Source organism: Gymnodinialimonas ceratoperidinii, from assembly GCF_019297855.1.
Classification (GTDB): Bacteria; Pseudomonadota; Alphaproteobacteria; order Rhodobacterales; family Rhodobacteraceae; genus Gymnodinialimonas; species Gymnodinialimonas ceratoperidinii.
Window position 1 is genome coordinate 1,286,035 of record NZ_CP079194.1, and the last position, 14,634, is coordinate 1,300,668.

Here is a 14,634-nt window from a genome sequence, read left to right on the forward strand (position 1 = left end):
ACGGGTCACGGCGCACGATTGAATTGCAACGAACCCGAGGCCGCGCGCTCGGGGTCTTCTTCGAAGCCGTTTCCGGAGAGGATCGGAGTATATTCCGCCCGGTACTGCGCCGCTTGCTCATCCGAGACGACGGGGATGATGATGCGTTTCAGGCCGTCCAGGTCCTGTCCGGCGAGCCGGGCGGCGGGCAGATCCGTGGCCCGCCCGATGCGCAGGGCATCGGGGCGGAAATCCGCGAGGGTGGCGGCGAGCCCGCTGGCCTCGTCCGGACCGTCATCGTCGAAGACCATCGGGCCGTCGGTGAACTTCAGCCGGTCGCTCGCGATCCCGGCGCGCGCGGCGAGATCGCGAGCGTATTTCACCAGCGCGGCGCGGCTCTCCTGCGCCATGTAGGTCAGCCCTTCGCTGATCTTCACGGTGCGCATCCCGATGAAGCCTATGCCCGCGCCGACCTCCAGAACCCGGGGGCAATCCTCCAGATAGCCCGCGATGTTGCGCGCATGGCGACGCTCGAACCGGCCCGCGAGAATCACGTCGAGGCTTTCGGGCGCGAAAACGCGGGGGTCGGCGGGGAGATCGATATCGTGGTTGGGCACCCATTCGAGGCCGATCTCGCCGCTCAGGTCGATCTCGCCCTGAACGTAGGGGTCACCGTCGGAAGCCGCCCAACCGGCGACGTTGTCGTGGCGGCGCTCTTCGACAGGCTTGGCGTTGGCTTCCTTCTCCACCCGGCTCATCAACGCGGCGATCTTGGCGGGGTCGCGGGCCTGAGGCGGCTTGGCCTCGATCTTCGTGATCGGCACCTTGCCCGCCTCGATCAACCCGTCGCGCAGCGCGGCATAGGCCTCGGTCTTGCGGTATTCGTCGAGCCGCGCTTCCACCCCGTCGAGCGCCTTGTGATGCAATTCGTTCAGCACCGGGTCGGTCAGCAACTCGGCCATGATCGCGGCGCGCTTCTCGGCGTGGATCAGCGCGGTGCGGTCCTCCACCTCGTTGCGGTCCTGAAGCGACCAGTAGTCGTTGTTATACTTGTCTTTCTTGTTGTTCACGTTGCCGCGGAACTTGCGCACGGCGTAGCTGTCGACCGACTTCACGGCGTAGTGGTTCATCTGCGCCCAGTCGTAGCCCACCGTCCGCCGGATCGAGCGCCAGCCACGGAACTTGAAGTAATCCTCCATCGGGCGGCCCGAGCCGTTGAGCCACTTCACGCTGTCGGGGAAATCCGTCTCCAGCCACTTGTTCTTGATCGAGGGGCGGTGGATGCCGAGCTTCCAGTATTTCGGGTCGAACTTGAACAGCGTCTTCACGCCCCAACCCTTGTTCCAGAGCGGCGGCGCGGCGCGGGTATATTGCTCGGTCACCGGCGCGCGGGACCATTCCACGACCCCGCCCGAGCCGTAGATCCGCCAGGTGATGACGATGCCATTGGCCCCCTGCGCCACGGCGTCGTCGATCATCCCTTCGACGGAGTGGGAAGGATGGCGGATGCAGAGGAATTCGTCGGCGTCGAAGTTCAGCACCCAGTCGGCCTGCTGCACGATCGGCTCGGCCTGGGCGTGCTTCAGCGCCGAGGGCTGTGGCTTTATGCCTTCCGGGATGACGTTGTCACGGTGGTGGCCGAGGCCCAGTTCCTCCAGCCGTTTCAGCATCGTGTCGGTGCCGTCACTGCAATCGTTGGTGTAGACGAGGATATCGGTGAAGCCGACGGCGAGGTGATGCGCGAACCATTCCAGCAGGAAGGGCGCCTCGTCCTTCATCATCGACACGGCCAGGATCTCGCCGTGTTTGGAGGTGTTTTTCAGGTGCTGCAACCGCCCGTATCCCCGGTTTGCCGGTGTGATTTGGGGCAGGCTACCACGGCCCTCGCGGTGTTGGAACCGCGGGGGCGAGGCTGGTTCAGAGTGGCACGGTGATGGCCGAGCCGTTGTTCTTCGCCACCTCGACGATGGCTGCGGACACGGCGAGGTCTTGCAGGCCGACCCCCGTGCCGTCGAAGAGCGTGATCTCGGCGTCCGACGTACGGCCCGCGTGGCTTTTGTTGATCACCGCGCCCAGTTGCACGACGTCCGCTTCCGCCAGCAGCCCCTCGGCGACCGCGTGCTGCGCCTCGCCGATGGAGACGGACTGCGCGACCTCGTCGCAGAACACCGTCGCGCGGGCCAGAAGGGCGGCCTCGACCTCCTGCTTGCCCTTGGTGTCGGTGCCCATGCAGGCCACGTGGGTGCCGGGGCTGACATGCTCGGCCAGCAGGCTCGGCGCGAAGCTGGAGGTGATGGTGATGATCACATCGGCCTCGGTCATGCCGGTCAGTTCCACCGCCTCGAACGCCAGGCCCGCCTCTTCGGCTACCTTCGCGAGGTTCGGCAGCATCTCGGGGTGGAGGTTCCAGCCGATGACCTTCTCGAACGCATGGGTCTCCAGCGCTGCACGCAATTGGAACGTCGCCTGATGACCCGCGCCGATCATCCCGAGCACCTTGGCGTCCTTGCGGGCGAGGTGCCGGATCGAAACGGAGGAGGCCGCCGCCGTGCGCAGGGCCGTCAGGTAGTTGCCGCCGACCATCGCCTTAACCCGACCGCTGTCGGGGTCGAACAGAAACACCGTGGATTGGTGGTTGATGACGCCCTGCTTCTCGAGATTATGCGGCCAGTAGCCCCCGGCCTTGAGGCCGAGGACCTGTCCGGTCCGGTCAAAACCACCCTTGAAGCCATAAAGCGCATCCTCGTGCCCGATGGCCTCGCGCACGACCGGGAAGTTGTAGGCCTCCCCCGCCGCCATGGCCGCGAAAACCTTCTCGACCGCCTCGAAAGAGGCCTCGCGGGTCAGCAGATCGGGGATCAGCCCCTCGGGCACGATCGTCAGTTCATGGGGCGCTGTCATCAGTAGGCACGCCCGCGGGCCGAGACGGGCCAGACGGTCTCGACCACGCCATCGCGCAGGCCGACGTACCAATCGTGGACGTTGCAGGTGGGATCGCAATGGCCGGGCACGAGGCGCAGCTTGTCGTTCACCTTCAACGCGCCTTCCGGGTCCGCCACGACGCCGTGCTCGTCCGAGCATTTCACGTATTCCACGTCCGTTCGGCCAAAGATCACCGGTAAGCCGGAGTCGACCGATTGCGCCTTCAGCCCGGCATCCACGATCGCCTTGTCGGCCTTGGCGTGGGACATCACCGAGGTGAGGATGAACAGCGCATTCTCCCATTCGCCCTCGTCGATGCGATTGCCGTTCTCATCAAGGATGCGGCCATAATCGGCATCCATGAAGGCGTAAGAGCCGCACTGCAGCTCGTTGAAGACGTTGGATTTGCTCTCGAAATAATAGGAGCCGGTGCCGCCGCCGCCGACGATGTCGCACTCCAGCCCCACGGCCTTGAGCGCCTCTACGGCGTCGACGACCATTTCGATGGCGATCTGCGTCTTCTCCTGCCGCTCGGCGTAGGCATCGAGGTGCTGCATCGCGCCCTGATAGGCTTGAATGCCCGCGAATTTCAGGCCCGGCGCGGCGTCGATGGCCTTGGCGATCTCCACCACGGCGGGCGTCGTCGTCACGCCGCAGCGGCCCGCGCCGCAGTCGATCTCCACCAGGCATTCGATCTCGGTGCCATGGGTCTCGGCCGCCTTCGACAGCTCCGAGACGTTCGCGAGATCATCGACGCAGCAGATGGTCCGCGCGCCGAGCTTGGGCATCCGCGCCAGCCGGTCGATCTTGAGCGGGTCGCGCACCTGGTTGGACACGAGCACGTCCGTGATCCCGCCCCGTGCGAAAACCTCTGCTTCCGAGACCTTCTGGCAGCAGACGCCGCAGGCACCGCCAAGCTCCATCTGCAATTTCGCCACGTCGACGGACTTGTGCATCTTGCCGTGGACGCGGTGGCGCATCCCATGGGCCTTGGCGTAATCACCCATCTTCTTGATGTTCCGCTCGAGCGCGTCGAGGTCGAGCACAAGCGCCGGCGTCTGCACCTCGTCGGCCTTCATGCCGGGCTTTGCGGGAATGTCGAAGCCGACCTCGTAGTCGGCGAATTCTGTCATATCTTTCATGGTCTTGTCTCCCTAAGGGTCAGAGGGCGTGCGGGCCGAAGCCCGAGTATTCAGCGGTCACTGCATCCACGGCAGCCGGGCGAGATCGACGTTGCCACCGGTGATGATCACGCCGACACGGCGGCCACGGAACACGTCGGGGTTCTTCAGGATCGTGGCGAGCGACACGGCGCTGCTGGGTTCCATCACGATCTTCATCCGCGCCCAGATCAGCTTCATCGCATCAATGATCTCCTGCTCGGAGGCGGTGAGGATGTCGGTCACATGGTTGCTGACGAAATGCCAGGTGTTCTCCTTCAGAGGCACTTTCAGACCGTCCGCCACCGTCACCGGCGCGTCGTCGGCGATGATGTGGCCAGCCTTGAAGCTGCGATAGGCATCGTCGGCCTGCTCGGGTTCGGCGGCGAAAATGTCCATCTGGGGGGCGATATGCGAAAGGGTCAGGCAGCAGCCCGAGATCATGCCGCCGCCGCCGATGGGGGCGATCGCGCTGTCGAGCCCTTCGACCTGTTCTGTCAGCTCCAGCGAGCAGGTGCCCTGACCGGCAATCACGCGCGGGTCATTGTAGGGATGGACGAAATCGGCCCCGGTCGCGGCATGCACCTCCGCGAAGACCGCTTCGCGCGATGACGTGGAGGGCTCGCACTCGGTAATGACCCCGCCGTATCCGCGCACCGCGTCCTTCTTGGCCTGCGGCGCGGTCCGGGGCATGACCACGTGGCAGGGAATGCCGCGCCGCCCGGCGGCGTAGGAAAGTGACAGCGCGTGGTTGCCCGAGGAATGGGTCGCCACGCCCTTCGCCGCCTCTGCGTCGGACAGGCCGAAGACCGCGTTGGACGCACCGCGCACCTTGAAAGCCCCGGCCTTCTGGAAGTTCTCGCATTTGAAGAACAGCTCCGCCCCGGTCAGCTCATTCAGGTAGGTCGAGGTCAGGACCGGTGTGCGGTGGATATGCGGGCGGATGCGGTCATGCGCCGCGATCACGTCGTCAAAGGTCGGCAGGTGGGACATGTCTTTCATCGTGTCATTCTCCTGATCGGCGAGGGCCGAAGGTGTCATTCGGCAGCCATCGCGGCGGTGGCGGCGGCCTGGCGGTAAACCTGCTGCGCGGCGGCCACACCGGCGCCGAGCGTGATCGGCAGGCCCAGATCGGCCATTACCATCTCGGCCGTGGCGATGCCGGAGAGGGCCATGACGTCCGTCATCATGCCGAGGTGGCCGATCCGGAAGACCTTGCCGGCGACATCGCCAAGCCCCGCCCCGAAGGCGACGCCGTAGCGGGTGGACGCGTGAGAAACGATGCGGCCCGCGTCAAAGCCATCCGGCGTGCGGATCGCGGTGACGGTGTTGGAATAGAGCTCGGGCGAGGTGGCGCAGAGCTCCATCCCCCAGGCGGCGACAGCGGCGCGGACACCCTCGGCGATGCGGGCGTGGCGGGCAAAGACATTCTCCAGCCCCTCGGCCTCGATCATGTCGCAGGAGGTCTTCAAGCCGTTCAGCAGGCCGACCGACGGCGTATAGGGATAGGCGTTGGCCTCGTAGCCCTTCTTCATGTCGCGAATGTCGAGGAAAGTGCGCGGAAGCTCGGCACCCTCGATCGCGGCCATGGCCTTGGGCGAGACGCCGATGATGGCCAGACCTGCGGGCAGCATGAAGCCCTTCTGGGAGCCGGTCACGGCGATATCCACGCCCCAGGCGTCGAACTCGAAGTTCATCGAGCCTATCGACGACACGCCATCGACGAAGAAAAGCGCCGGGTGGTTTGCGGCATCCAGCGCGCGGCGCACGCCGGCCACGTCCGAGACCACGCCGGTCGCGGTCTCGTTGTGGGTCGCGAGGACGGCCTTGATCTTGAAGTCCGTGTCGGCGGCAAGCGCTTCTGCAAAAGCATCAACCGGCAGGCCGTCGCCCCATGCCACGTCGATCTGCTGCACCTTCAGCCCGTGGCGGTGGCACATGTCGATCCACTTGTGGCTGAACATGCCGTTGCGCGCGGCCAGAACCGTATCGCCGGGGCTGAGCGTGTTGGTGATCGCCGCTTCCCACCCGGCGGTGCCGGTCGCGGGGAAGATGAACACGTCCGCCTCGGTCGATTTCAGCACCCGCTTCACGCCCGCGAGGGCAGGATGCAGGATCTCGGGGAAAGCGGCGGAGCGGTGGTCCATCGTCGGAATGTCACAGGCGCGGCGCAGCGACTCGGGGATATTGGTGGGGCCGGGGATGAACACGGGGTTTTGGCTGGACATGGACGGGCTCCTTTGGGGTTGGGGGTATCCTAGAAGTGCCTGTTATCCGCCGCAATTTTTTTGAAAACGTTTTTCAAACGTGGCAAGGAGCCGTTTTATTTAACCTTTGCAACGGCTTGGTGTTTTTCATATGATGAAAGTGTATTTCATGTCTGAATGGTGGCACCCATGGCTGACCCAGATCCGACCCCCGCCCGCCGGGCCCGAGGCCGCCCCCGCGACTGGGACGACAAGACGGCGCAGAACACCATCAAGTCGCTCGACCGGGCGATGGAAGTGCTCGAACACCTGAGCGAGACGCCCGGTGCGACCCTCTCACGGTTGGCTGACGACTTGGGTCAATCGCCTGCCACGGTCTACCGCATTCTCGTCACCTTGGAGGGGCGCGGGCTGGTGGAATTCGTCCCCGCCGCGCAGCATTGGCATATCGGCGCGCTGGCGTTCGTGATCGGCGCGCGCTACCTGCATCGCACCACGCTGGTGGATCGGGCGCGTCCGGTCCTGCGGCGGCTGATGGAGGAAACGGGCGAGACCGCGAACCTCGGGATTGCGCGGGACACGAGCGTGCTGTTCGTCAGCCAGGTGGAGACGACGGCCACGATCCGCGCCTTCTTCGCGCCGGGTACGCTGTCGCCGATGCACGCCAGCGGGATCGGCAAAGCGCTTCTGGCGCAGATGAGTGACGACCGGCTCTCGCGCCTCATCGCGACCGCGCCCTTGGATCAATTCACCCACCGCACCCTGACCGAGCCCACGACCCTGCGCGCCGACTTGGAAGCGACGCGGGAGAGGGGATACTCCATTGATGATGAAGAGAAAAACGAAGGAATGCGCTGCATCGCCGCCCCGGTTTTCGACCTGAGCGGTGAGGCCGTGGCGGGGATCAGCGTATCCGGCCCCGTCAGTCGGATCAGCACCGGCCAGACGCATATTCTGGCCGATGCGGTCATGCGTGCCGCCGATGAGCTGTCACAAGCAATGGGAGCCGAGCGCCGCGCGACAAGCGGGACGCGGCGGCGGGAAACCTAGCGCATCGGGTAGATCTGTATCGACGGAACCGACACGCGGGCGGGCTGTTCCAGCGCAAACATGACTGCGCCGGCCACGTCTTCCGGACGCAGCGCGTCTGGCTTTTCCTCGTCGAAGAACGGCGTGTCGACCATGCCCGGATTGACGTTCGTCACGCGAATATCATGCTCTCCCAATTCGGCCATCAGGTTCTCGGCATAGCCGCGCACGAACCATTTCGTGGCACCATAGACAGACCCCGGCAAGGTGGCATGGGCCGCGCGAGACCCGGTAAGGAAGAGATGCCCCTTGGTCTCTTTCAGATAGGGGATCGCCAGCTTGCAGGTCACCGTCAGCGCGAAGATGTTCACGTCGATCATGGTGCGGAAGTTGTCGATATCGCCTTCCTCGGTGCCTTTGCCGGTCGCGCCAAGACCTGCGTTGGCGAAGACCGCGTCGATCTGGTCGAACCGCGTGACGGCAGCATCGAAGGCGCTTTCCAGTGCTTCCACGTCTGTCACGTCGCAGGGCAGGGCGAAGGCATTGTCCTCGCCCAACTCGTCGACGAGCTTGTTGAGCTTGTCCTCCGACCGTGCAAGCAAAGCGACCTTGTGGCCCGCCTTGACGGCGGCGCGTGCGGTGGCGGCACCGATGCCGGAAGAGGCGCCGGTGATGAATAGAACTTTGGACATGGGAGAGCTCCTTGGACACTGGGTTCCCTCGGCCAACGCCCGACATGGCACAAGGTTCACCGGATTGTTGCGCCGGGGGGCGGGTATCTGTTACACCTGTAACCGGTTGGGCCGGGAGCCCGACCCCCGCGGGCCGGGATTTTGTTGCTGCGTGAAGGGCACGTTCCACGCAGCGGTCAAAACAGGAGAACCGCCATGGGACCTTTCCCGCATGACGCCCCGAAATCCGTGATCGACGAAACCAACGTGGCCGGCACCGACGGCTTCGAGTTCGTCGAGTTCGCCCATCCCAACCCGGCAGAGTTGGAAAAGCTCTTCACCGCCATGGGCTACGAGGAAGTGGCGCGGCACCGGACCAAGGACATCAGCCTCTATCGGCAAGGCGATATCAACTACATCATCAACCGTGAGCCCGGCACCCATGCCGCGCGCTTCGTCGACGACCACGGCCCCTGCGCGCCCGCGATGGCCTGGCGCGTCGTGGATGCCGCCCATGCGTTGAAATGCGCGGTGGATTACGGGGCCGAGGAATATACCGGCGACGACAAGACGCTCGACGTGCCCGCGGTGGTCGGAATCGGCGGCTCGCTGCTCTACTTCATCGACACCTACGGCGAGCAGAGCCCCTACGAGGCCGAGTTCGAATGGCTCGGCGCACGCGACCCGCGGCCCGAGGGGGCGGGGTTTTTCTACCTCGATCACCTGACCCACAACGTGATGCGCGGCAACATGTCGACCTGGTACGATTTCTACGCCAAGGCTTTCAACTTCAAGGAAATCCGCTTCTTCGACATCAAGGGCAAGCAGACGGGCCTGTTCTCGCGCGCGCTGACGTCTCCTTGCGGCAAGATCCGCATCCCGATCAACGAGAGCGCCGATGATACGTCGCAGATCGAGGAATACCTCAACGAATACAAGGGCGAGGGCATCCAGCACATCGCCGTGGCAACGAACGACATCTACACCAGCGTGGACCAGATTGCCGAGAACGGGATCGAGTTCATGCCGCCCCCGCCCGAGACCTATTACGCGATGAGCCATCGCCGCGTGCATGATCACGAGGAGCCGCTTGATCGGATGAAGAAGCACGGCATCCTGATTGACGGCGAGGGTGTCGTCGACGGTGGCGTGACGCGCGTGCTGCTGCAGATTTTTTCGAAAACGGTGATCGGCCCGATCTTCTTCGAGTTCATCCAGCGCAAGGGCGATGACGGCTTTGGCGAGGGCAACTTCAAGGCGCTGTTCGAGTCGATCGAGGAAGACCAGATTCAGCGCGGCGTGATCTAGGCGTCGGTTCCGTTCTTTAGCGCCCGGTTCACCGATTTCAGCGCCGGGTAGAGTGCGCGGTAGCCTGCGAGCCGGGGCGCCAGAGCCTCGGCGCGGGCCGGGTCGGGGATGAACCAACGGCTGACCTCGGGCTTGGTGGCGACCTCGGCGGGGTCGGCGCCGAGCGCCATCTGCGCCAATCGCGCGGCCCCGAGCGCCGGGCCGACCTCGGCCGCGTCGCTGCGGCCAAGCGGCACGTCGATCACGTCGGCGATCATCTGCAGCAGGAAATCGCTCCGCGTGCCGCCACCGATCGCCAGCAGCCGCTCGGGCCGGGCGCCGCCCGCCGCCATGGCCGCCTGCGCATCGGCGAAGGTGAAGGCAATGGCCTCCACCACCGCGCGCATCATCGCGCCCTGTGTCGTCCGCTCCGACAGCCCCCAGAAGCCCGCGCGAATGTCGTTGTCGCCGTGGGGCGTCCGCTCGCCGCTGAGGTAGGGGAGGAACAGCGGACCGGGCTCGGCCGCCTCGGCCTCGGCCAGCAGGTCCGCGATCGGGCGATCCAGCAGCGCCGCCAGCCAAGCCATGGGCCGCGCGCCGTTGAGCATCGCGGCCATCTGGAACCACAGGTCGGGCAGCGTGTGGGCATAGGCGTGGATTCGGCTCTCGGGGTTGGGCAGGCAGGTGCCCGTGGTCAGGAAAAGCTGCCCTGAGGTGCCGAGCGAGATGAACCCGTCTCCCGGTGCCACCGCGCCAATCCCCACGGCCCCCGCCGCCCCATCGCCCGCGCCCGCCGCCACCGGGATGCCGACGGGAAGGCCAAGCGCTTCGGCTGCTTGCGCGGTCAGCGTGCCGGCGACCTCAAGGCCCGACAGAACCTTCGGTAGCCAGTCAATATCCGTGGCCGAGGCGTCGCAGAGGGCAGGGGACCAGGCGCGCGCGTGCTCATCGAACCATGACGTCCCCGCCGCATCGGACGGGTCGGTCACAAGGTTCCCGTGAAGGTAGAGGCCGAGGTAGTCCTTCGGCAGCAATACGTGGGCGATGCGCCGGTGCACCTTCGGCTCATGTCGGCTCAGCCACAGCAATTTGGGAGCGGTGAAGCCGGGCATCGGAGGCACGCCGGTGATCTGCCCGATCTGGGGCACCGCGGCTTCCAAATCGTCACATTCCGCGACCGCTCGGCCGTCGTTCCACAGGATCGCGGGCCGCAGAGATTTTCGGTCCGCATCCAGCACCACGGCACCGTGCATCTGCCCGGAGAGGCCAATGGCGCGGATATCCTGACGCAGCGCGCCGGGCAGCGCGGTCACGGCCGCGCGGAGAGCGGCGAGCCAGGCATCGGGCGATTGCTCACTGGCACCCGGAAACGGATGTTGTGCGGTCAGCGGCGCGTCGGTGGTGGCAATGACCTGTCCCGCCGCGTCGGTCACGCAGACCTTGACGGCGGAGGTCCCGATATCGATGCCGAGATGTGCCATGAACGTTCTTTCCTTGCTCTCTCTCTCCGTAAATCCGCGCGACGCCGCAGAGTCAATTCGAGCGGTGATGCGGCCGGCGCGCCGGCCCTTCAGATCGACAGATCGTCGTTCAGGAGTGTCGGCTCAAAGGCCTTCTTCGGGAGCAGGGTAAACGACGTCCCGGTCCTTTCTGCCGCGCGGATACGATCACAGCGAAACGTGCGCGGCCCCTCCCTGAGGTGATCGAAGGCGACCACGTACCAGATCGGATATTTCAGAAGCAGATAGTGCGGCGCGATGAGCCGATTGGACCTCACCCCGTCCTCCCGCTGATAGGTGATGTCGAGAAGCTCCTGATCGATGAAGGCCTGGTGCAGAGCCTGCACGACGCGCTTCGGCGGCGCGCTTGCTTTCGCCTGCACATAGGTCGAGGCCGTGACGCCGATCAGGATACGCGCCTTCAACCGCTCCACCTTGGCGCGCTTTTCCGGCGAGAACGACGCCACCAATTGCCGACGCACGGAACCGAGGCTCGCCAGGAACATCGGAGAGTCCATCCGCTCCGCCACCGCGATGCTGATCAGCAGGTCCACCGCTTCGCCATACGCCAGATTGACCCGGCCAACGCCCCACGTCCGGTCCAGCCGCAACCCGCCGCCGCGCCCGCGATCCGCATCGATCTGCATCCCCTGCGCACGCATCAGGGCCAGGTCCCGTGCAATCGTCCGTCGGCTCACGCCGTGGGCCTCGGCAAGATCCTGCACCGTGCAATGGCTGTCTTGCTTCAACTGCACGGCGAGCAGCTCCAGCCGCCGCATTCTGTCCATGGTGTCCGCTCGGCTCATGCAAGAAATGAGACATAAAATGGCATGTTTATCAATATGACGTCTCCAGGGACGCGGATTTGCCGCCGGCCCGCTTCAGTCAAAGAACCCGAGCCGCCCTGCCAGCGGCCGGCATCAACGGAGATGAACCCATGAAAATGAACTATTTTGTCGTCGGCACGAACAACATGGACGCCGCGAAGGCCTTCTACGACGCACTCTTCAAAGACGAGGGCGTGCAGAGCCTCTCGCCCACGGAGAGAATGACCTACTGGCTCGGCGAAGATTTCGCCTTCGCCGCAGCCAAACCCTTTGACGGCGGCCCCGCCACCGTGGGGAATGGCACCATGGTCGGCTTCAGCCTCGGATCGCGCGAAAGCGTCGAGCGCCTGCATCAACGCGCCCTTGAGCTGGGCGGCTCATGCGAAGGCGCCCCAAACCAGCGAGGCCCCCGCTTCTCGGCCTATGTCAGGGACCTCGACGGCAACAAGATCTGCCTCTCGGATTGAGAGGCAATGAAAGACGCAGAGCCACAGGTATTTCTGCGCAGACGGCGACACGGAAAGAGCGCCGTTGCGCATAAAACAATCACTGAATGATTTGATTGTACTTGGAGGCGAGTACCGGAATCGAACCGGTGTACACGGATTTGCAATCCGCTGCGTAACCACTCCGCCAACTCGCCTCGAAGCGATGTCTGCCTATTGGCTCTCTCGCGGGGCGTCAAGCGGTTCTGCGCAAGGGCCGGGACGCTCCGCGGCAGTTTGGCGCCTACGCTCAAAGGAGCGTTGCGTGCGGCGGAGCGATATGCGACACCAAAACCGACAAAACTAGACGGATTGGTTCAGTTTATGGCCGACTTTACGCAGCGCCGCATCACCATGGTCGACACCCAGGTGCGCCCCTCTGATGTGACCAATTTCCCTGTCCTCGATGCAATGCTGAGCGTTCCGAGGGAAGTCTATGCCCCTGACGACGCGCGGGATGTCGCATATGCCGATGGGCCGATCCCTCTGGGTGGCGGGCGCCAGTTGCTGGATCCACGTGCCACGGCGAAATTGTTGCAGGCGTTGCAGCCCGGCCCCCACGATCTGGTGCTCGAAATCGGGGCCGCGACTGGCTACACGACCGCGCTTCTTGCGCATATGGCGGAGGCTGTCGTGGCGATCGAGGAAGACGAGGATCTTGTTCGCGATGCGCAGGCCGCCTTGAGCGAACAAGGCGTGGACAACGCGGCTTTGAGCCAGGGGGCGTTGGTCGAGGGCAATGCCAAGCACGGCCCCTATGACGCCATCGCGATCATGGGCGGCGTCCAGGAAGTGCCCGCCGCGATCACCGATCAGTTGAAAGAGGGTGGCCATATCGCCGCGATCTTCATGGACGGCCCTCTGGGCGAGGCGCGCGTCGGCGTCAAATCCGGCGGCCGCGTCTCGTGGCGGATGGAGTTCAACGCGACAGCACCGGTTCTGCCCGGCTTTGCGCGCGTGCCGACCTTCGCATTCTAGGGGTGTCGGGCAGGGGCTCGGCATCATCGTATACAGGTAAGGATATCTGGATGGCCTCTCGGTTTATTGCGCGTGTCCGCAAAGCTTTGCTCGTCACAACGCTGGCTGCCGTGGCCGCCGGGCCCGCACAGGCCGACAGCCTGCGACAGGTGATGGTGGACGCCTACCGCCACTCCAATCTTCTGGAACAGAACCGCTACCTGCTGCGCATTCAGGACGAGGGCGTCGCGCAAGCCGTCGCGCAGCTGCGCCCGGTGCTCAGCTTCGTCGCGTCCATGAGCCGCGAGTTGGTCAACAACACTACGACGGCCTCGGCGTCTCTGGTGGCAGAATACCTGATCTATGACGGCGGCGCGCGCCGGTTTGCGGTGGAAGCCGCCGAGGAAACGGTGCTGGCAACGCGCGAGCAGTTGATCTCGCTGGAGCAGCAGGTCCTTCTGGATGCGGTCACTGCTTACATGAATGTGTGGCGCGACATGCAGGTGGTGAACGTACGCCAACGCAACGTGCGCGTGATCACGCAGCAATTGCGCGCAGCGCGCGATCGGTTCGAGGTCGGAGAAGACACACGGACCGATGTGGCCCAGGCCGAGGCGACACTGGCGACGGCGCGGTCGCAACTGGCCGCTGCACACGGCGCGCTCGAGATCAGCCGCGAGCTCTTCAACCTGGCCGTTGGCCGCTATCCTAACGGCTTGAGTGGCCCCGGCGCGATCCCCAATGTCCCGCGCAGCGAGGCCGCAGCCCAAGCGCTGGCGCGTCAGGAGCACCCGGCGATCCGCGCCTTGATGCATGAGGTCACCGCCGCCGAACTGGGTATCGAGCAGGCGCAAGCCGGTTTGCGCCCGCAACTCAGCCTCGAGGGCCGCGCCACGGAGGTACTCGAGAACACAGCCAATCCCTTCGCGGAGGGCGGATCCGCCACCATCGGCCTGACCCTGACGCAGCCGATCTATCGCGGTGGCCAGCTGTTGTCGCTGGAGCGTCAGTCTCGGGCGCAGGCCGCCGCTGTCCGCTTCTCGCTGAACCAGCAGGTTCGGATGAACCTTCAGGCCGTGGGCAATGCCTGGGCGCTGATGGGCATCGCCACCGCTCAGATCCAGGCAGCCGACCAAGGGATCGCGGCAGCCGAGCTGGCCTTTGCCGGGGTTCAGGAAGAGGCATCCCTCGGCGCGCGGACCACGCTGGACGTTCTCGATGCCGAGCAGGACGTGCTCAACGCGCGGATCAGTCGGATCGAGGCGCAGGCGGATCTTTACCTCGCCAGCTACCAGTTGCTTGCTGCCGCAGGTTTGCTGACCGTCGAGGCCCTGCACCTCCCCGTGCCTGAATATGACCCGTCCGCCTACGCCGACATGTTCTCGGGCGCGCCGTCCATCGTGAACAGCCCGCGCGGCCAGCAGCTTGATTCCATGCTGGAGCGCGTGGGCCGCGACTGAGCGTTCCTTGCGCGGCAACGGTTCCGGGTTACCACGGCTCACGCACCGCTTCGGGCCTTTAAGCTAAATGCTTCGCGTGTCGTACACGGGAATTGTTGTGCGATTTACCGCTTTTCGGTATCCTGCCCGAGAACTGATGATCAGAACGGTC

At 64.9% G+C, this 14,634-nt stretch carries 13 protein-coding genes and 1 tRNA gene; 5 read left to right on the forward strand and 9 right to left on the reverse strand.

Annotated elements, in window-relative coordinates; genetic code table 11:
• Positions 1–5: 5 nt before the first annotated feature.
• From KYE46_RS06285 to bhcA, 5 genes are all read right to left on the reverse strand, one after another.
• Positions 6–1,811 carry a glycosyltransferase family 2 protein gene (locus tag KYE46_RS06285; protein ID WP_247716934.1) on the reverse strand — a complete coding sequence of 602 codons (1,806 nt, stop codon included), beginning with the start codon at positions 1,809–1,811 and terminating at the stop codon, positions 6–8.
• Positions 1,812–1,896: 85 nt separating this feature from the next.
• Positions 1,897–2,862, reverse strand: coding sequence for an iminosuccinate reductase BhcD (gene bhcD / locus KYE46_RS06290; protein ID WP_219005036.1), 966 nt, complete (start codon positions 2,860–2,862; stop codon positions 1,897–1,899).
• A 17-nt stretch (positions 2,863–2,879) separates the two neighbouring features.
• Positions 2,880–4,043, reverse strand: coding sequence for a 3-hydroxy-D-aspartate aldolase BhcC (gene bhcC, locus KYE46_RS06295; protein WP_219004236.1), 1,164 nt, complete (start codon positions 4,041–4,043; stop codon positions 2,880–2,882).
• A 57-nt stretch (positions 4,044–4,100) separates the two neighbouring features.
• Positions 4,101–5,063, reverse strand: a complete 963-nt coding sequence (bhcB, locus tag KYE46_RS06300) for a beta-hydroxyaspartate dehydratase BhcB (protein ID WP_219005037.1) — start codon at positions 5,061–5,063, stop codon at positions 4,101–4,103.
• A gap of 35 nt (positions 5,064–5,098) precedes the next feature.
• The gene (bhcA, locus tag KYE46_RS06305; RefSeq protein WP_219004238.1) at positions 5,099–6,289 is read right to left on the reverse strand and encodes an L-aspartate--glyoxylate aminotransferase BhcA; all 1,191 of its coding nucleotides are present in this window, start codon (positions 6,287–6,289) and stop codon (positions 5,099–5,101) included.
• A 168-nt stretch (positions 6,290–6,457) separates the two neighbouring features.
• On the opposite strand from bhcA, the gene bhcR reads away from it, so the two are divergent.
• On the forward strand, positions 6,458–7,318 hold the full coding sequence (gene bhcR, locus KYE46_RS06310; RefSeq protein WP_219004240.1) for an HTH-type transcriptional regulator BhcR: 861 nt from the start codon (positions 6,458–6,460) through the stop codon (positions 7,316–7,318).
• Here the strand turns inward: bhcR and KYE46_RS06315 are convergent.
• Positions 7,315–7,989, reverse strand: coding sequence for an SDR family oxidoreductase (locus KYE46_RS06315; RefSeq protein WP_219004242.1), 675 nt, complete (start codon positions 7,987–7,989; stop codon positions 7,315–7,317). The genes bhcR and KYE46_RS06315 overlap by 4 nt on opposite strands.
• A gap of 195 nt (positions 7,990–8,184) precedes the next feature.
• Between KYE46_RS06315 and hppD the strand changes: the two genes are divergently transcribed.
• Entirely contained in the window at positions 8,185–9,276 is a 1,092-nt protein-coding gene (hppD, locus tag KYE46_RS06320) for a 4-hydroxyphenylpyruvate dioxygenase (protein WP_219004243.1), read from the forward strand.
• Here the strand turns inward: hppD and xylB are convergent.
• Positions 9,273–10,736, reverse strand: coding sequence for a xylulokinase (gene xylB, locus KYE46_RS06325; protein ID WP_219004246.1), 1,464 nt, complete (start codon positions 10,734–10,736; stop codon positions 9,273–9,275). The genes hppD and xylB overlap by 4 nt on opposite strands.
• A gap of 89 nt (positions 10,737–10,825) precedes the next feature.
• A complete protein-coding gene (locus tag KYE46_RS06330; RefSeq protein ID WP_219004248.1) occupies positions 10,826–11,560 on the reverse strand; it encodes a helix-turn-helix transcriptional regulator in 735 nt (244 codons plus the stop codon).
• Positions 11,561–11,691: 131 nt separating this feature from the next.
• On the opposite strand from KYE46_RS06330, the gene KYE46_RS06335 reads away from it, so the two are divergent.
• Positions 11,692–12,048 (forward strand): VOC family protein, encoded by a 357-nt coding sequence (locus tag KYE46_RS06335; RefSeq protein WP_219004250.1) that lies wholly within the window; start codon positions 11,692–11,694, stop codon positions 12,046–12,048.
• Positions 12,049–12,150: 102 nt separating this feature from the next.
• Here the strand turns inward: KYE46_RS06335 and KYE46_RS06340 are convergent.
• Positions 12,151–12,224, reverse strand: a tRNA-Cys gene (locus KYE46_RS06340).
• A gap of 166 nt (positions 12,225–12,390) precedes the next feature.
• Between KYE46_RS06340 and KYE46_RS06345 the strand changes: the two genes are divergently transcribed.
• Together KYE46_RS06345 and KYE46_RS06350 are read left to right on the forward strand one after the other, a co-directional pair.
• The gene (locus tag KYE46_RS06345) at positions 12,391–13,044 is read left to right on the forward strand and encodes a protein-L-isoaspartate O-methyltransferase family protein (protein ID WP_219004252.1); all 654 of its coding nucleotides are present in this window, start codon (positions 12,391–12,393) and stop codon (positions 13,042–13,044) included.
• Between the two features lie 50 nt (positions 13,045–13,094).
• Positions 13,095–14,483, forward strand: a complete 1,389-nt coding sequence (locus KYE46_RS06350; RefSeq protein ID WP_219004254.1) for a TolC family outer membrane protein — start codon at positions 13,095–13,097, stop codon at positions 14,481–14,483.
• The last annotated feature ends 151 nt before the right edge of the window (positions 14,484–14,634 follow it).